This window comes from Agrobacterium sp. CMT1, from assembly GCF_037203725.1.
Classification (GTDB): domain Bacteria; phylum Pseudomonadota; class Alphaproteobacteria; order Rhizobiales; family Rhizobiaceae; genus Agrobacterium; species Agrobacterium pusense.
Genome location: NZ_JBBCAR010000007.1, coordinates 613280 through 631963, shown reverse-complemented (window position 1 = coordinate 631963; position 18684 = coordinate 613280). Strand labels below are relative to the sequence as shown.

The window sequence follows — 18684 nt, the reverse complement described above, 5'->3', positions numbered from 1 at the left end:
GGAATGCCATGCGAATTGCCATCCTCGTCGCCGCACTTCTGGCCGCCGGAACGAGTCTCGCCGCCGAGCGCAGCGTGACCGATGCCGCCGGCCGCACCGTCTCCGTTCCGGAAAAGCCGCAGCGCATTGTCGTCATGCACGAGCCGCTTCTGGGCGTGCCGCTGATGGATCTTGGCGCTGATGTGGTCGGCGCCTATGGCCGCAACAGCGACGGCAAATTCGCAACCGCCGTCGATTTCGTTGATACCGTTCTTGGCGAAGGCCACGCGAAACCGAAGGGTTTCGGCGCTGTCGGCCAAATCGACCTCGAAAAGCTGCGGGCGCTGCGACCGGACCTCATCGTCGCCACGGAAATGGACAGCGGCAAGGCCGAACAGCTCTCCACAGTCGCACCGGTCTATCTGCAAAAGGCAAGCGCCGGCAAAGCCTATGGCTTCAGCGTGGAGGAAGACCTTGCAGGTCTGGTCGGGCGAAGCGATGTCTTCGCTGAGCGTCGGAAGATTTATGACACCAAGCTCGCCGCCGTCAAAAAGACGCTGGGTGAAGATATCAACGGCAAGACTTATCTCGCGATCCTGCTGACGGACCAGATCAACGCCGTGGGGAACATGTCCGGCGCGGTGCAGGCAATAGAGGATCTCGGTTATGTCAGGTTGAAGATCGACAGTACCGCCTCTTCGGGCGGAATGGGCTCGACCCTGATGATGCCGCTGAGCGCCGAAGCATTCGGCAAGCTCAATCCCGATCTGCTTGTGGTGATGAACAGCTATACCAGCCCAGCCCGCGGCGAGGCGGGAACCCGCGCCGCGCTTGAAAAGATCATTCCCGGCTGGGAGCGTTTCGTAAAATCGGCACGCGAGAAAAGGATTGTTTTCCTCGATTCCACCAGGGTGACGACGCCTTCCATTCCGAGCGCGCTCCATACATTGGATGAAGTGGAAAGCTGGGCAGGCCGCCGCTGACCACCTTTCTGCCCGACAAATCCCGGCACGATCACGTGCCGGCATAAACTTGAGTTTTCGAAGAAACTTATATTGCCGGGGCGGAAACCGCCTGTTATGGTCCGCGCATCTTGACGCAACGACGCCGGAATATCGCGCCGGATGAGAACCCCAACGCGCGATCATCCGGCACGCCGACCCGGGACAGCGAGACCGCCGAACCCGTCGGCGTCATCCCAGGAAAGACAGCAGCATGAGCATGCCAGAAACCATGGATTCCGCCCTTCCGGACCGCACTCCCAAACGCCACCGCCACGCCGTGAAGCTGCGCGCGCTGGACGTGGCGCGGACCGAAAAACTCAGCCGGTCCATGGTACGCATCGTGCTGACCGGGCCGGAACTGGAGGGCTTTACGAGCCTCGGTTTTGACGACCACGTCAAAATGTTCTTCCCCCAGCCCGGCCAAACCGAACCGACCCTGCCGGTGATCGGCCCGAACGGCATTGAATTCCCGGAAGGCGCGCCGCGGCCGCTGGCGCGTGACTACACGCCGCGCAGCTTCGATGCCGAAAAAGGCGAACTCGCCATCGATTTCGCCACCCATCACGATGGCCCGGCCAGCAACTGGGCGAAGAGCGCGAAAGTTGGTGACAAGGCGTGGATCGCCGGCCCACGCGGTTCCTTCACCGTTCCCTTCACCTATGACTGGCACCTGCTGATCGCCGACGATACCGGCATTCCCGCGCTGGCACGGCGACTGGAGGAGATGCCTGCGGGCACACCCGTCGTGGCGCTGATCGAAGTCGAGACGGAGGCGGACCGGCTGGAGCTCGTAACCAGTGCGGACGCATCGATCGTCTGGATAACGCAGAGGCCGGACAACGGAACCGACCAGGACGCATTAACGAGCGCCCTGCGCCAGCTCGAACTGCCAAAGGGCGATTTCTTCAGCTGGGTCGCCTGCGAATCGAAGACCGCAAAGGCGGTTCGCGCCCTTCTGGTCGAGGAATTTGGCGCCAACCCCAAATGGACCCGTGCTTCCGGCTACTGGCGGCGCGGCGCGAGCGGCGTTCACGATCATTTCGATGAGTAACCCGGCAATATCGACGGCTGCCATGCGGGATGCGGAAGCGATTATGACGCAACTCAGAGCCCTTCTCGCAAGGGTTCTGGAAGATGAAGTGCGCGATATCGAACCGGGGGACAACCTGTTCGGCTATGGGCTTCATTCGCTTGCCCTCATGCGCCTGATGCAGCCGCTTTCACAGCTTGCGGGAGCGCGGCTCGCTTATGACGATCTGGCCCGGCGGCCAACGCTTGCCGCGTGGCAGGCACTCCTCGAACGGTCACGCGCGGGACATTGATCCCGCGAACCAGCACGTTTCGCGCCGGAGCGCGATTTCCGACTATAGCAAGGAGAGGACCATGGCAGCAGACAACACACGTATGCTCGCACGTCGCATCGAAGAAGGCTTCGACAACGAAGGGGAGGCCCCGCCGAGCCAATATGAGGAACGGGTCTGGTTCGAACAGTTTCAGGATCCCGATCAGGTTTTTCGGCAGCTTCTCGCCTATCGGATCGGTGAAGAATGCGATCTGCTGCGTCTAACCTCGGCACTGAAGACGGTTTGTGAGGTCTGGCCCGAGCTTCGTGCGCGCTTTGCCTTTGGCGAGGACGGTACGCTCGCCAAGAGTATTGAGGCTCCATCCGCATCCATCGTGCAGCTGCTGCATGTCCCCTCGGCAGAGGAGGCACTGACTTTGCTGCACGACCTTCAGGGGAGGCCCTTTGATGCCGAGACCGACCCGCCTTTCCAGGCCGTCGTGCTTTTGAGCGAAGGTGAAATCCTGCTGGCATTTCTGGTCCATGCCCTGCTGGGCGAGGTCCTCTCGCCGCAGATGCTGCTGGACGGTATTACGGCGGCCTATGCCGGTGGAACGCCGAAACCGCTTTCGCCGCGTGCGGCCGAAAGTGACAGCGTCGACCCGCTTCCGCTTGGCTGGCTGCAACGTCCGGCCACCGGCTCGACCGTCGTGGCGCTGCGGCAGAACACAATTGACAGGCCTGCGAGCCATAGCCATGGCGTCGACCTTACGGCTTCCCTGCTCGGCCTCCACAGCTCCACGGCTGCAAACGCGATCCTCGCGCGTGCCGGATCGCGTTTTGCGCTTTTCCTGGCAAGAAGCGGCGGCCCCGAAACAGTAACCCTTCGCCTGCGGCCCGGCCTCGGCGCAGCCACACCGATTTCAGCCGAGTCCGTGGCGCGGATAGCGATCACCCGCGACCAATCGCCCGAACAGGCTGAAAATGCCGTGCTGTCGGGGCTGGAGCAAGGAACCGACAATGGAGGCGCAAAGGTCACCTTAACGCTGCAGGCGCTTGCAACACCTGTTCAGGCCATATCGGAACATGGTCTTCACTTCGAGCACCTGCCCCTGCCCTCCCTGCAATCCGGCCTCGGCCTGACACTTGCCGTCGGGCCGACGGCCGCGGGCGAGATCCGCCTTGAATTGACGGGCGGCAGGGAAACATCGCCGCATGCGACGGCCTTCCTCCTGGAGCGCTTCGTCAGCCATCTTGAAGGCGGCACGGGTTTTTCCGAGGTCGTCCCTCAAGACGCCGCGGCAGCACCGCAGCAGGAAGCCCTTTCGCCCAGTGCGTCCGCTCAGAAGGACGACACCGTCGAAACGATCCTCGCCGAGTTCCGTGAAGCGCTCGTCTCACCCGACATGGGGCCGGATGACGATTTCTTCGATTTCGGTGGCCATTCGCTGATCGCGACCCGCATCATCGGCCGCCTTCTCGCCAATCACGGCATCGAGCTGCGTTTCAACGATCTGTTCAGCTACCCGACCGCCGCCACGCTCGCAAAACAGGCGACGCGGCTCGCAACCGCTGCGCCTGCGCAGGCGGACGCGACGGCGAGCGGCTCGCTGACCGCGCCGCTTTCGCTGGCGCAGATGTCGCTCTGGAAAGCCTATGCCGCTTTCGGTTTCGGCGAAATCTTCAACATTCCCTTCGCGCTCGATTTCCTCGATCCGGTCGATGAGAACGCCTTTGAATGCGCCTTCCTCGATATAATCGAGCGCCATCCTGGCCTGCGGACCCATTTCTACGTCGAAAACGATATGGTTCTGCAGAGGATCGTGCCAATGCATGATCTGCCCGGTTACAAATGGTTCTGGACCAGCGAAGAAAGCGAAGGGGTGGACCGCCACGCCGAGGCTGGCTGGCGCTTCGATCTGGCGCGCGAACTGCCGATGCGGCTGCGCTTCCTGCGCGACCCCCACACCGGCCGTCAGGTGCTTTCCTTCCTCTTCCATCACATCGTGCTGGACGAATGGTCGGTGAACCTGATGATGGACGAGCTGACCGAGGCTTACCGGGCAAGGGCGACGGGCATGGCCCCGGTCTTCGCGACCAGACCAGCCCCGTTCCACGAATTTGCAAGACAACAGGTCGCGTCAGGCGTCAATTCCAGCCACCTTGCCTACTGGACCGATATGTTGCGGGATGCGCCGAGAGGCCTTACTCTCAACGGACAGGAAAGCACACCGCACGAGGCATCGCAGGACGAAGCACCGGCAGGCGGCTGGATCGAGTTCAAGCTGGAAAAACATGTCAGCGACGGGCTTTACGCCATTGCCAGGCAGAACAGCGCCTCGCTGTTCAACGTGGTCTATGCCGCGATTGCCGCATCGCTGCGCCATCTCGGCGGGCTGAGCGATCTCGTGGTCGGCACCTCGGCTTCGGGCCGCACCGACAGCAACTATTTCGATACGATCGGTTATTTCACCACGGTCGTCGCCCATCGCGTTCGTTTCACGGAAACGATGACCGTCGGCGAACTGATTTCCTCGGTGAAGAACACCATCAATGGCTCGCTGAAACACAGCGAAATCCCGATCGATCTCGTGGAGGAAGCACTGGGCATGACGCCGGGTCGCGACCATTTGTTCGAGGTCTTCATCCAGATCCACGCCAAGAACAAGCTGAACGGCGCCCTTGCGGGGCCGGATGGCAGGGCGGTGGAATTCCGCCAGATCGATCCGGACAAACACGAATCCATGCTGGGGCTGCAGTTCGAGGTAATGGAAGAGACGATCGGCGGCGATCGCTCCATTCGCGTGCTGATGAGCTACCGCTCGGACCGTTACGGACCTGAGGATGTCGAGCGGCTGCGCAGCACCACCAGCGGCATCTTCAGCCGTTTTGCGGAAACCGGCGCTTCGGACCGCGTGCTGACGACGCTCGCCTGAGCCGGACCTGCCAAGGAAAACCCGGCTTCGCCTGACGGAGCCGGGTTATTTTGTCTTTGAACGCTGATGAGAATGTCCTGGCGCGGCCCCTGCATCCGCACGCCGTCACACCTCAGACCGCCAGGCGGAACGCCGTGGACGCCTCCACCGCCCCAAGCGCCAAGGCCTCCTCGCGCAGCATGGCATCGAGGAACAATGGCAGCTCTTTACGGTAGCGGGCGAAGTCTTCAGCTTGTGTCAGCGCCGAGTCCGCATCGATGTGCAGGTTCAGTTCGCTGCCGTCATCTTCACCGCGAAAGGTAAGGTTGAACCCGTCGCCGGGACCATTCGCCAGAATGTGCCTGGCAACGGTGAGCCCGGCAAACACCGGCGCGCTGAATGGCAGGACATTGATGAGCGGCGAGAAGAAGAAGCGCCGGCCTTTCGGTATTTCCCGGTCGGAGGCGATCTGTTCAATACGGTAGCGGCCGTGCAGGCGCTGCTTCCGCAGATTGGCGGCGTTGCGCGTCAGAAATGCGCCGACGTCCTCTCCAGGCTCGATGGTGAGGTGGAACGGCAGGATGTTGACGAGCATGGCCGGCATATGCGCGCCGACACTGCCCCAGCGGCTCATGAAAGGCAGCCACAGTGTCAGGACATCACGATCCGGACGGGGCAGCACCCGGTGGAGATAAAGACCGGAAAGCAGCACCAGAAGATCGGGCCAGCCAATCTCCAGTGCGCCGGCCAGTCGTTGCAACCGCTTGCTGAAACCGGGCGGCAAGGCCGCATCCGCATGCAGGCCGCCGCCGCCATAATCCTCGCAATCCTTGTCCAGCACCGGCAGATCGGCGGGTGCGGCGAGATAGGCTGTCCAGAAATCGCGATCCTTTTCGAAACGCCGGCTCCGCTTGTAGGCTTCCTCTTCCGCCAGGAAATCACCGAAGGGGTGAAAATCCGGACCCGCTTCACCCTTGCCGCAATAGTGCCCGTAAAGCTGGCCGCAGCGCTGCTCCACCAGCGTCAGCCCATAACCATCAACGACGATATGATGAGCGCGGATATACCAAAGGTAACGATCATCGGCGATACGGTAGAGGAGCTGCGCCGAGAGCCTGTCGGCCGTGAGATCGAGCCGCGCTTCCACATCCGCATTCATGCGCCGCAAAGCCTCCTCCAGCGGAGCGGGGTTGCCGCGGAGATCAACAAGTTCCACAACCGGGGCATGGTTTGGGTCGCAGCATTGCTGCGGCGTCTCGCCATCATCGCCGACGCGGAAACGGATAGACAGGACTTCGGATTCGCGCACGGTGCGTGTGATCGCATGAAGGAGCGCGCTCTCATTCACCGCACCGGAAAGATCGATGTAATGGGCGACGGTTGAAACCGGTTCGTCGGGATGGAAGGAAAACTCCTCCCAGAAATCGAGCTGCGGCTGCGTCAGTGGAAACCAGCCGCCGGCGGGATCGATATGTGCCATCTGTTTTTCCTTGCACTATTTTCGTTACCGGGCGCGAAAGGCCACCCGAAATGACGGGGTTCACGCCGCCCGTACGGCCATGAGCGACGTCACCTGCTTGGCGTTGCGGCACCGCAAAAGCTGCTGCGGTGTCAGGTCAACACCGAAGACGGCGCGAATTTCGGCCGAGACGGTTTTCAGGTGCGATGGCAAAAGTCCGAGTGCCAGCAGGTCGCTGTCTGCATCCACATTTGCCGGCTTTTTACCCAATACGCTGAGATAGATATCCAGCACCCGGCGGTCGCCGTGATCGACGTCTGGAACCGCAGCGGCGGAGAATTTTGCCGGTTCCGCGTCAGCCGTTCCACCGGTCAAGAGTTCACGGGCGCGACGGCGATCGGGCTTTCCGTTGGTCGAAAGCGGCAGATCGTCAACCTTGAGAAACCGGCCGGGCACATGCGATTCCGGCAGATGCCGGCGGGCAAAGTCGCGCAGTTCGGCAGTGGTGAGTTCGAGGCCGGGTGCCGTGACATAAAGCACGCCGATGGCCGCCTCGCCCTTTTGCTCGACACCGTAATCCACAACCAGAACCCTCTGGAGAGAAGGGTGGCGGATCAGCTCGTTTTCCACATCCGGCAGCGAGACGCGCACGCCCCGCACCTTGACGTAACCGTTGACACGGCTCGCGAACATGATCTTGCCATCCGGCCGGTAGCGGCCACGGTCCCCGGTTCGGAAAGCGCGCACGGTGTTTCCATGCGGATCGGTAATCGTCACGAAATCCGTCTGGGTAATCGCGCCGTCCTCGAGATAGCCGATCGCGACATTCACGCCGGCGGTATGGATGCGGCCAACGACGCCCGCCGGGCAATGGCCGCCGTGATCGTTGAGGACGAAATAACGATTGGCGGGCAGCGGGTGGCCATAGGGCACGGCCGCCACATCTTCCGCAACAATCTCGTGCCAGATGCTCCAGATCGTCGTTTCCGTTGGCCCGCCGAGCGATATCAGCCGCAGGTCAGGCTTCAGCCGGCGAAGCTCTTCTATGATAACAGGCTTGATATAGTCCCCGCCCTGCGCGACAAGCCGGAGCGACGATAGCTGGTTACCGCGGCGGCAGGCGAGAAGCATTTCGAGGATGGCAGGCACGGAGCACCACAGCGTGACACCATGTTCTGCGACCAGCTCGTTCCAGCGCACCGCATCCTTTTCCTCTCCGGGTTCCGGCAGCACCAGCGTCGCCCCTGCAACGAGCGCGCCGAAAACATCAAAGACCGACATGTCGTGATGCAGCGGGGTGACCGAGATGAATACGTCGCGTTCCGTCACCGCCCATTCCGCCAGCGTGCCGCCAATGACATTGGCCGTGGCGCGGTTGGAAAGCACGACGCATTTCGGTTTGCCTGTCGTGCCAGACGTGTAAAGAAAGTAGGCAGGCTCCTCGCTTCGGGAAAGCGCCGCTAACTCCGCCATGGAGACCGGTGCGCCAGCCGGAGCGGGTGTGGACAGAAGCACCGCCGGATCGACAGCTTGGAAACCCTGCGGAACGCGGCGGGCGACGATGAGCGCCGGGCGGCAATTGGTCAGCAGATACTGCAGGCGATCGTCGGGTGAACCGGCGTCGACCGGCACCCAGACCGCCCCCATCAGGGCCGCGGCAAGCGTGATCGCCGTGTGTTCGGGGCTACGCTGCAGGCAGATGGCCACGACATCGCCCCGACCGATGCCGCGCGCCCTTAGGCTCGTGATCACGCGCGCCACCATCTCGCCAAGCTCGCTATAGGCGATGCGCCGCTTGCCGCTGACAAGCGCGGTGCGTGACGGCTCTCCTTCGAAAAGACGGCCGGCGATCCGTTCCAGAAATGGCGGGCAGACGAAGTTTCCTTCATCGCCATTCAGCCGGTAATGGGACAGGTCGACAATATCGCGTCCGTTGAGGACGAAAGCGCCGCTATCCGCGATCCCCGCAATCGCGCGCTCGACGGCTGCGAGAATATCCGCCACCATCGCCGCATCGATCGCCTGCTCCGCATAGTCGATATCGAGGACGAGATCGCCCTTCGGATTCTGCGAAAAGCGAAAATCCAGAGCGACCTGCGGCGTCTGCGTCAAACCGTCCGTCCAGCGCATGGCCGAATCCGGCGACAGCGTCGGCCACGTCAGACCATTGGTAATCACCACAGGCAGGGCGAGCCCGCCCGCATTCGCATTGAGAAGCACGCGATTGAGATCGATGCCGGAAAAAGCCAGATGGTTCAGCCCTTCCAGCACATCCCTCTGCAGGCCTGCCGCCCGCACGGCAAAATCGTCTTTTGCCGCATTCCACTGGACGGCGATGAAGCTGGAGCGGTTGGCGAAGGCCCCATCCACCTGCGGCGCAACGGGAATGCCGACCACCAGCGCACCCTCGTTCAGCCAGAGCGACAGCACCTCGAGAATGACCGCCGTAAGCGCCGAATTCTTGAACAGGCGCTCTTTCGCACCGGCCCGCGCAAAGGCGGAGAAGCGCTGCTTTTCGACAATCAGACTCCGGCGGCTATATCGCGACGTCGGAATGGTTTCGAGCGGTGCTTTCCAGGGCAACTGCGAGGGCACTTCAGCTTCTTTCAGCTTCTCGGTCCAATAGGCCGCGTCCCCGGCACGGGCTGCTGCGATATCCTCTCCTGGCGTTTCAGCCGCAGCGGTGATTGCGACCGGCAGGACACCGTCAAAAAGTTCCGTTGCGAGGCTGGCTATCGCCCGCCCGTCAAGGATGAGAGCGTCAAAACGCAGGAACACCACGACATGATCAGCCTTTGCCTCGGACGCCGGCAGGCGGAAGACCGTGACCCGCCAGGGAGAGGCGGCGAGATCAAAATGGGCGTGGGAAAAATCCCGTCTGACGGCATCGATCCTCGCTTCCGCTGCCGCCGGGGAAATATCCGAGAGATCGATCATATCAAGATTGATCTCCGCTTCCCCGGACACGATCTGCACGAGGCGCCGCTCGTCGATGCGGGTGCGCAGGCTTTCATGTCTCTCGACCATGGCAGAAAGGCGGGTCCGCAGCAGGGCGGGGTCGATGCTGCCGCGATATTCGCGAAACTCCTGCATCGCCACGCCGCTGAGCGGCAGATGTGCACCGCGACCGAGAAGATATGCCTTCTGCAGCGGCGAGAGCGGACGTTCCATGGCGTTTCCTTTTTTCTCGGCCAGCTGTTCGGACATCGCAGCACCAAATCGTTCCACGCATTCCTCAACGAGGTCCGGGTGATCAGCGAGCCGGCGAAGGAGACCCACGTAGGTTTTAAACAGGGCGCGAAGCCATGGTTCAGGCAGCGCATCGAGCCGCACATCCCAGTTTATCAGCAGGCCGCCATCAAGCCTCGCGACCTGCGCGTCCAGCGCAACCCCCGGCCCTTGCGATACCGTGTGGACCAGGGAGCCGAACAGCTGCCCAACCCTTTGTGAAAACAGATCGCCGCCCGGCAGGTCGACACCGGCGGTAAAAACCACGGGCGAGGTCTGCAAACCGCCGCGCAGGCGAGAGAGGTCGCGCATGATGCTGACGCCCGGATAGGCCTGATGGGCAAGCAGGCCGTTCATGTCATCGAAAACCCGCCCGAGAAGGGCTTCGACGCTTTCAGCGGGTCTGATATCGACGCCGAGCACCAGCACGTTGGAAAACTCACCGACGATGGAATCAACCCCTTCAACCAGGGGTGCACGCCAGAAAGCCGGGACGGAGAGCCGGAACTTTTCGGAATCGAGCGCCCGCGACAGCGCCACGGCAAAAACACCGAGCAACAGGGTCGACATCGTTACCGAGCAACGCCGCGCAGCCCGTTCAAGACCGTCACGTTCAACGCCTGTGAGCATCGTGGCAAAACGGTCCGTATGAACGGCGCGTGACGCATCCTCCGGTAAAAATGGAAGCGGCGGCGCGTCCGGAATATCCGCAATATGCTGCCGCCACCACGACCGGTCGTATTCCCGCACGCTCTTGAGGTCAGGATCGGCCGCAAGGCGTTTCGTCCAGTCGAAGAAGGATGGCTGCGCCGCCGGGGGACGCGCGGTTTCATCCTTGTCCGCCTCGTCGTAAAGGCCGGCGAGGTCCTCCATCAATATCCGCACGCTGGCCGGATCGATGGCCAGCATGTCCGTGTCCACATGCAGCCGGCTCCGGCCATGCGGCAACAGGCTGAGCGCAATCGCCGCGGGCGGCGCGGTGCGAAGATCCGTCGCGCGATGGCTCCACGCGTGGCGCTTGATCTCGAGCCGGCGCGCAAGCGTCTCCGCATCAAGCGCCGTCATGTCCTCCACATCGAGATGCAGCGGGCGACCATCAGGATCGACGGATTGACGCCCTTCCGCATCGATCCTGAGGCTCAGCATCGGGTGGCGCCGGCAAAGCCCGCCGACTGCAACGGCCAGTTTTTCCAGCTCCAGAGCTCGCCCCTCGAACTCGAGATAAAGATGGGGCGTAACTTTTCCGAGCATCCCATCCGTCTCCCGACCGACCCAGTAGGCCACCTGCATCGGAGTTAAATTTAGCATGTGAATTTGCACCGATTGACAAAACATGATTATCATAATCAAGTATAAGCCATCGTCAACCACTCGAACAGGAGGCATCCCATGAAAACGGGAGCACTCAGGACGAATGACGTCGAATCCGACGAAATTGCTGATTTTAATAGAGATTTTCTTTTCACTTCCGGTACCGGGCAGTTGCGGGCCAAAGGAATCCGCGAAAGGATAACGCTTCCGGCCCGCGGCGGAGAAGATATGGGCAGCCCATTGCAGCAAGCGATTAAAGCCGCTTTCGAACGGGCCCGCCGGGCTGGTCAGGACAATCCGATCGCCATTGGGGCAATCCCCTTCGATGTCAGCGAACCCTCATGCCTTTATATACCGAACAACCATGAGTGGAGCCCACGAGAAACCGCGCCGGTCGTCGCCGATTCGGCCATGCCCGCGCTTGTCGGCCAGAACAGCCTGCCGGACGAGACCGGCTTTAAACGCGCCGTAGAGCACGCCATCGTCAATTTCCGCCATTCCGATGTCCGTAAGGCGGTACTTTCCGTCATGCGCGAACTCACCTTCGCTTCCGAGGTCAATGTCGAGAGATTGCTGGCGAGTCTCGCCAAACAGAATCGCGAAGGTTACCAGTTCCGTATTCCGCTGCCCGATGGCGGCGACCTCATCGGCGTCAGCCCGGAACTCCTGATTCGCAAGCAGGGTGAGAACATCATCTCGAACCCGCTGGCGGGATCGGCAAAGCGGATGGTCGACCCCGCCGCGGACAAGGCCAACGCCGAGCGGCTATCGGCTTCGGAAAAGGACCACTACGAGCATAGCCTCGTTATCGAGGACATCCGCTCCCTGCTTTCGCCGGTCTGCGCGGAACTCGATGTCCCTGAAAAACCCTCCCTCATCAACACGGCGGCCCTCTGGCATCTTTCGACCCGCATCGAAGGCCGCCTCGCCGACCCCGAAACCAATGCCCTGCAGCTTGCGTGCCTGTTGCACCCGACGCCGGCCGTCTGCGGTTTCCCCACCGAGCGCGCCCATCGCCTTATCCGCTTCGTCGAGCCTTTCGAGCGCGGCCTCTTCACCGGCATGGTCGGCTGGACGGATTCTGAGGGCAATGGCGAGTGGGTGGTGACGATCCGGTGCGGCACCGTGCAGCGAAAAACGGTGCGGCTCTTTGCCGGCGCCGGCATCGTTGAGGCATCGGAGCCCGAATCCGAATGGGCCGAGGTGCAGACCAAACTCAAGACCATGCTGAACGCCTGCGGTCTTTCTGCCTGATTTCCCGGGGACAAACCATGACAATCGAATTTCAACGCTGGCCCGACGATCTGACGCGCCGGTACCGCGAGCGCGGTTACTGGATCGACAGGCCGCTGAGCGGCATCCTCATCGAACAGATCGAGCGCCGGCCGGACGCGACGGCGCTGATCTGCGGCCACCGCCGCTTCACCTACGCGGATATCGACCGGCAATCCTCCAATCTGGCCGGACATCTCTCCGCCGCTGGCATCGCCAAGGGCGACACCGCGCTGGTACAGTTGCCGAACATTGCCGAGTTCTATCTCGTCTTTTTCGCGCTGATGAAGATCGGCGCTTCCCCCGTCAACGCACTTTTCAGCCATCGCCGGCTGGAAATGACCTCCTATGCGGAGCAGATCGCGCCGAAGCTGGTGATCGGCTCGCGCAGCCACGAGCTTTTCGCCAATGACACATTTTTGGAGGCGCTGAAGGCGGCTTCTCCCGGACTTACCCTGACCCTTCTGCTTGGCGAAACAGATCCGCGGTTGAGCCTAGAAGGGCTGCTGGCGGCCCCTGCCGAAAACCCACCCGCTTACGCCCCTTCCGCCGCCGATGAAGTGGCGCTGTTCCAGCTTTCCGGTGGCAGCACCGGTACGCCAAAACTGATCCCCCGGACGCATAACGACTATGATTACAGCGTTCGGGCCAGTGCGGAAATCTGCGGCCTTTCGCCTGAGACCCGCTTCCTCTGCGCCATTCCGGTGGCGCATAATTACCCGATGAGTTCGCCCGGCGCGCTCGGTGTGTTCCACGCCGGCGGTGCGGTGGTCATGGCTGCCAATCCGGAACCACTTGCCTGCTTCGATCTCATCGAAAAACACGGCGTTAACATTGTGCCGCTGGTGCCGCCGGCCGTCGCGCTGTGGCTGCAGGCGGCTCCCGCCCATCGCGAAAGGCTGAAGTCGCTCAAGCTCCTGCAGGTCGGCGGTGCAAGCTTCGCCGAGGCTTTGGCCCGCCAAGTGCCGGAAGTGCTGGGCTGCGATCTGCAACAGGTCTTCGGCATGGCGGAAGGTCTGGTGAACTACACCCGCTTCGGTGACCCCGACCATATCGTCTTTACCACGCAAGGACGACCGATCAGCCCGGATGACGAAATCCGCATCGTTGACGAGGACGGCAACGACGTGCCCGAGGGCGAAGCCGGCATGCTGGCAACGCGTGGCCCCTATACGTTCCGGGGCTATTACCGCGCGCCGGAACACAGCGCCCGGGTCTTCGACAAGGATGGCTTCTATTACTCGGGCGACGTCGTGCAGCGCACGCCCGAAGGTTATCTGCGGGTCGTTGGCCGGGTGAAGGACCAGATCAATCGCGGCGGCGAAAAGGTCGCTTCGGAAGAGGTGGAAAACCTGATCCTGCGGCATCCGGATGTCACCCATGCGGCGCTGGTGGCCATGCAGGACGAACTTTTGGGCGAAAAGAGCTGCGTCTTCGTCGTGTCCCGCAATCCCGCTCTCAAGGCGCCGGCTATTCGCCAGCACCTCGCCGGCCTCGGCGTCGCGGATTACAAGCTGCCGGATCGTGTGCGCTTCATCGACGCCATGCCCCTCACCGCCGTCGGAAAAATCGACAAAAAACGCCTGCGCGATCTGCTGACGACCCCCGTCGCCGTCAGCGCCTGACATTCCGCACCCATCGAAAGGGACGCCAAAATGGCGTCCCCATGTTCCTAAATGCGCCAGCCCAGCCGGTGCCGTACAAACCGAGGTCATCATGACGATCCCCACCATTTCCGACTATCCCATGCCGGTCGCCGCGAGTTTTCCGGCCAACAAGACAAAATGGCAGCCCGATGCGAAACGCGCCGTCCTCCTCATCCACGACATGCAGCGTTACTTCCTGCGGTTTTACGAGGCCGACGGCAAGCTGATGACGACCCTCATCGACAATCTCGCCAAGGTGAAGACATGGGCCGTCCAGAACGGTGTCCCTGTCATTTACACCGCCCAGCCGCATAATCAGCCGCCCGGCGACCGCGCTCTTCTGAACGACATGTGGGGACCGGGTCTGACCGTCGTTGATCCCGAACTGCAGAAGGTGGTGGACAAGCTCGCCCCCACGCCTGACGACGTGGTGCTGACCAAATGGCGCTACAGCGCCTTCCAGCGCTCCGACCTTGCCGAACGTATGAAGAGCTGGAACCGTGATCAGATCATCGTCGGCGGCGTTTATGCCCATATAGGGTGTATGATGACGGCAGTGGAAGCCTTTATGAAGGACATCCAGCCGTTCATGATCGGTGATGGCGTTGCCGATTTTTCCGAGGCGGAGCATCGCATGGCGCTGCAATATGTGGCCACACGCTGCGGCGTGGTGATCGATGCCGCAAGCCTTGTCGGCGCGGGAAAGGGCGACGATATCAGCGAATGGCTGAAAGCCCGCGTCGCGCAGATGGTGGAGGATGAGAGCGATATCGACCCCGACGAAAACCTGATCTTCTACGGGCTGGATTCCCTGCAGGTGATGAAGCTTGCCGGAGAGTTGAAGGAACGCGGCGTCACCGTCGGCTTCGATGAGCTTGCGCGTGTGCCCACGCTCTCCGCCTGGTGGACGCTGATCGACCAAAAGCGGCTCGCGGCCTGAGCGGACAAAAAAGATGACGCAACAGAGATTTACCGGGCGGCGCGTGCTGGTGACGGGTACGGCTCAGGGCATCGGCCGCCGCATCGCCGAACGTTTCATCGAGGAAGGGGCCGATCTCATCGGCCTCGACCTCCAGGCCAGAACGGCGGAAGCGCCCTTCCGCCAGATCGCACTCGACATCACCGATGCGGCGGCAGTGGAGACGGCCTGCAAGGCGATCGAGACCGAATGGGGCGGGCTCGACATTCTCGTCAATGCCGCCGGCATATTGCGGCTCGGCGACAGTGAAAGCCTGACGCCCGCAGACTGGAAGGCGTGCATGGATGTCAACGCTGCCGGGCCGTTCCATATGCTGAGACAGTGGAGCGCCACCTTCAAACGGCAGCGGCGCGGCGCAATCGTCAATATCGGCTCCAATGCCGCCGTCGTGCCGCGCATCGGCATGATGGCCTATTGCGCCTCCAAGGCGGCGCTGGTCAGCCTCAGCCATTGCGCCGCCCTCGAGCTTGCGCCCTATGGCGTGCGCTGCAACGTCGTTTCACCCGGGTCCACCGATACGCCGATGCTTGCCGGCATGTTGAGCGATCCTGCCGGCAAGGACCGGCTGGTCGCCGGCCTGCCCGAGCAGTTCAAGCTCGGCATTCCGCTCGGCAAGATCGCAAGGCCGGACGATATTGCCGATACCGTGCTGTTCCTCGCCTCCGATCAGGCCGGGCACGTGACGATGCAGCAGATCGTGGTTGATGGCGGTGCCACGCTTGCGGCTTGAATTCGAGCCGTTGGATTGAGAGTAAGGGACATGGACGTTGTAACGGCGTTTGATCACGACGCCATCTCCGGCGATCCACCCGAGGCCATCTGGCCTTGGCCGGACGACATATGCGGCTGCCATTGCCTTACCCTTCGTTTCAGCGCCGATGAGGGCTGCGGCGGCGAGGTCCCTCCCTTGCCGCCGCAGCTTTCAAGCGCCACGCAAAGACGCAAGGCGGAATTCATCGCGGGGCGCAGATGCGCTGCGGAAGCCATCCGCCGCCTGACCGGCCGTTCCATCTTTCCCGGTATGGGCGAGGACCGTGCGCCTCTCTGGCCTGAAGGGGTGATTGGCGCAATTTCCCACAGCCAGGGCACGGCGATTGCGCTTGTAGGCTGCTGTCGACAGTTTCGCGCTATCGGCGTCGATATCGAAAAACTGCTGACAGAGGAGGAGGCCCGCGATATCGCCCCACAACTCCTGACCGCAAATGAGCGCTACAACCTCGGCAACATTATCGATCCCGTCATCACCGGCTTGATTTTCTCAGCCAAGGAAAGCCTGTTCAAGGCGCTGTATCCCATGGTGGAAAAGCTGTTCTTTTTCGAGGCGGCCGAATTATCCCGCCTGGACGCAAATGGCTCGGGATCCTTGTGCCTGACGGCTGAACTCAGCGAGGAATGGCGGTGCGGAACGGAGGTTCCTTTCCGTTTCTGCCGCTTCGAGGGCCAGCTCCTCACCCGCGTGCTTATCCCGCATTGAGGGAAAAACAGCAGATTCATAACCGCGACAATCATATTTTAAACCTGTCTTCCCGTCATCCGAGTGAAACACTCGGAAGGTACGCAGCCTGTGGAATGATTCCAAACATTGAACGGTGGAGACACGATATGACCGACATCGATACGAGCAAATTGTCCTGGGACGAGTGGGACGAACTGCAGAACCCGCCGCCGGCCGAAACCGATTTCGACCGCGTGGTCGAAACCGCGATTTCCCGCCGCGGCTTTCTGGGCGGCGTGCTCGCCTTCGGTTCGGCCGCAGCCGCCATGGGCACGCTCGGCAACCTGATGAGCAGCACCTCGGCCGAAGCGCAGGAAGCCGCCGTCGGCCGTTTCCCCTTCAAGCCGGTTGCCGCCGCCACAGACCACACCATCCATGTGCCGGAAGGCTATAACTGGAAGCCGCTGGCGAAATGGGGCCAGCCGCTGTTCTCCAACGTTCCTGATCTCGACCCCGCAAAGGGCGCCAGCGTTGAAAATTCCGACAAGGTCTTCGGCGAAAATACCGACGGCATGGAACTCTTCGTGGTGGGCAACCACCAGCTGATCGCCGTCAATCATGAATATGTGAACCCGGAAACCAACCTGCCGCACGCCGAAAAAGGCAACCCGAAGACGGCCGACGACGTGAAGATCCTGCAGAACATGCAGGGCGTCACCGTCATGGAAGTCGCGGAAGACAAGGACGGCTGGAAAATCGTTCTCGACAGCCCTTTCAACCGCCGTATCCACCACAACACGCCGATGAAGCTTTCCGGCCCGGCCGCAGGCTCCGATCTCGTCAAGACCGCCGCCGACCCCAAGGGTGTCGACTGTCTCGGCACCTTCAACAATTGCGGCGCAGGCCGCACGCCCTGGGGCACCTACCTCACCTGCGAAGAGAACTTCAACGGCTATTTCGGCACCACCGACGCCGCCTTCAAGCTGCCTGACGATTACAAGCGTTACGGCATCGTCGCCGAGACCCGCTACGCCTATGAGAAGTTCGACGCCCGTTTCGACGTTGCCAAGAACCCCAATGAACCACGCCGCGCCGGTTACGTGGTCGAGATCGATCCCTCGGACGCCAAGTCCACGCCGATCAAGCGCACCGCGCTTGGCCGCATCAAGCATGAAAACGCCGCCGTGGTGATCGCCCGTGACGGCCGTGTCGTCGTTTACATGGGTGACGACGAGCGCGGCGAGTTCCTCTACAAATTCGTCTCCAGCGGCATCTACGTGCCGGGCGGCGACACCTCCAAGCTGCTGGACGAAGGCACGCTTTACGTCGCGAAGTTCTCCGATGACGGTGCCGGCGAGTGGCTTGCCCTGACGCCGGAAACCACGGGCATGAAGATCGACGAAATCTGCGTCTTCACCCGCCAGGCCGCTTCCAAGGTGGGCGCGACGACCATGGACCGCCCGGAATGGGTCGCCATCAACCCCGTCGCCATCGAAGCCTATTGCGCGCTGACCAACAACAGCCGCCGCGGCGAAATGAAGGACGGCAAGCTGCGCGCCAATGCCGGCGGCGACGCCATGGCGATCAATGCCGCCAACCCGCGCGAGAAGAACGAATACGGCCAGATCGTGCGCTGGTATCCGGAAAATGATGACCATGCGGACGGCAAGTTCAAGTGGGACCTGTTCTGCATGGCCGGTAACCCCGCCGTCCACAAGGACGCCTATGCCGGCTCCCCGAACATCAACGAAGGCAACATGTTCAATTCGCCTGACGGCATGATGTTCGACTCGACCGGCCTGCTCTGGATCCAGACCGATGGCGAGGACACCAATGAAGGCAACTTCGCCGGCCAGGGCAACAACCAGATGCTGGCGGGCGACCCGGCCACTGGCCGCATTGAGCGCTTCCTGACTGCGCCGAAGGGTTCCGAAGTCACCGGCCAGACCTGGTCCGCCGACAAGCGCACCCACTTCGTCGGCATCCAGCACCCCGACGCCCCCTTCCCGGACGGTGAAGGCAAGCTGCCCCGCTCGACCGTCATCGCCATCAAGCGCGACGACAATGTGAAGATCGGCTGACGCACAGGCATGAACGGAACCGGATCGCGAGGGAATTGCCATCCGGTTTCACGATAAATCGCCGCGTGCCCGAAAGGACACGCGGCGTTTTGC

Annotated in this window: 12 protein-coding genes; 10 read left to right on the top strand and 2 right to left on the bottom strand. The window is 61.9% G+C overall.

What is annotated here, in order from left to right; all coding sequences use genetic code 11:
- Positions 1-8: 8 nt before the first annotated feature.
- From WA845_RS11480 to WA845_RS11465, 4 genes are all read left to right on the top strand, one after another.
- Positions 9-962: an ABC transporter substrate-binding protein gene (locus tag WA845_RS11480; RefSeq protein WP_006698354.1), complete on the top strand. Its 954-nt coding sequence runs from the start codon at positions 9-11 to the stop codon at positions 960-962.
- A gap of 232 nt (positions 963-1194) precedes the next feature.
- Positions 1195-2034 (top strand): siderophore-interacting protein, encoded by an 840-nt coding sequence (locus WA845_RS11475; RefSeq protein WP_006698355.1) that lies wholly within the window; start codon positions 1195-1197, stop codon positions 2032-2034.
- Positions 2027-2305 (top strand): phosphopantetheine-binding protein, encoded by a 279-nt coding sequence (locus WA845_RS11470; RefSeq protein ID WP_112553793.1) that lies wholly within the window; start codon positions 2027-2029, stop codon positions 2303-2305. Before WA845_RS11475 ends, WA845_RS11470 begins: the two co-directional genes overlap by 8 nt.
- 61 nt (positions 2306-2366) lie before the next feature.
- Positions 2367-5201, top strand: coding sequence for a condensation domain-containing protein (locus WA845_RS11465; RefSeq protein ID WP_337322334.1), 2835 nt, complete (start codon positions 2367-2369; stop codon positions 5199-5201).
- A gap of 112 nt (positions 5202-5313) precedes the next feature.
- On the opposite strand, the gene WA845_RS11460 is transcribed toward WA845_RS11465, so the two are convergent.
- Together WA845_RS11460 and WA845_RS11455 are read right to left on the bottom strand one after the other, a co-directional pair.
- Complete coding sequence (locus tag WA845_RS11460) at positions 5314-6660, bottom strand: condensation domain-containing protein (RefSeq protein WP_337322333.1); 1347 nt, start codon at positions 6658-6660, stop codon at positions 5314-5316.
- 60 nt (positions 6661-6720) lie between these two features.
- On the bottom strand, positions 6721-11175 hold the full coding sequence (locus tag WA845_RS11455) for an amino acid adenylation domain-containing protein (protein WP_112553787.1): 4455 nt from the start codon (positions 11173-11175) through the stop codon (positions 6721-6723).
- An 81-nt stretch (positions 11176-11256) separates the two neighbouring features.
- Here WA845_RS11455 and WA845_RS11450 point away from each other — a divergent pair, with 81 nt between their 5' ends.
- From WA845_RS11450 to WA845_RS11425, 6 genes are all read left to right on the top strand, one after another.
- Positions 11257-12432, top strand: coding sequence for an isochorismate synthase (locus tag WA845_RS11450; RefSeq protein ID WP_112553785.1), 1176 nt, complete (start codon positions 11257-11259; stop codon positions 12430-12432).
- A 17-nt stretch (positions 12433-12449) separates the two neighbouring features.
- Entirely contained in the window at positions 12450-14075 is a 1626-nt protein-coding gene (locus WA845_RS11445) for a (2,3-dihydroxybenzoyl)adenylate synthase (RefSeq protein ID WP_112553783.1), read from the top strand.
- A 91-nt stretch (positions 14076-14166) separates the two neighbouring features.
- Positions 14167-15036, top strand: coding sequence for an isochorismatase family protein (locus WA845_RS11440; protein ID WP_112553780.1), 870 nt, complete (start codon positions 14167-14169; stop codon positions 15034-15036).
- Between the two features lie 13 nt (positions 15037-15049).
- A complete protein-coding gene (dhbA, locus tag WA845_RS11435) occupies positions 15050-15805 on the top strand; it encodes a 2,3-dihydro-2,3-dihydroxybenzoate dehydrogenase (protein ID WP_022562806.1) in 756 nt (251 codons plus the stop codon).
- 30 nt (positions 15806-15835) lie between these two features.
- Positions 15836-16549 carry a 4'-phosphopantetheinyl transferase superfamily protein gene (locus WA845_RS11430; protein WP_112553778.1) on the top strand — a complete coding sequence of 238 codons (714 nt, stop codon included), beginning with the start codon at positions 15836-15838 and terminating at the stop codon, positions 16547-16549.
- 128 nt (positions 16550-16677) lie between these two features.
- Positions 16678-18591: an alkaline phosphatase PhoX gene (locus tag WA845_RS11425; RefSeq protein ID WP_112553776.1), complete on the top strand. Its 1914-nt coding sequence runs from the start codon at positions 16678-16680 to the stop codon at positions 18589-18591.
- Positions 18592-18684 lie beyond the last annotated feature (93 nt).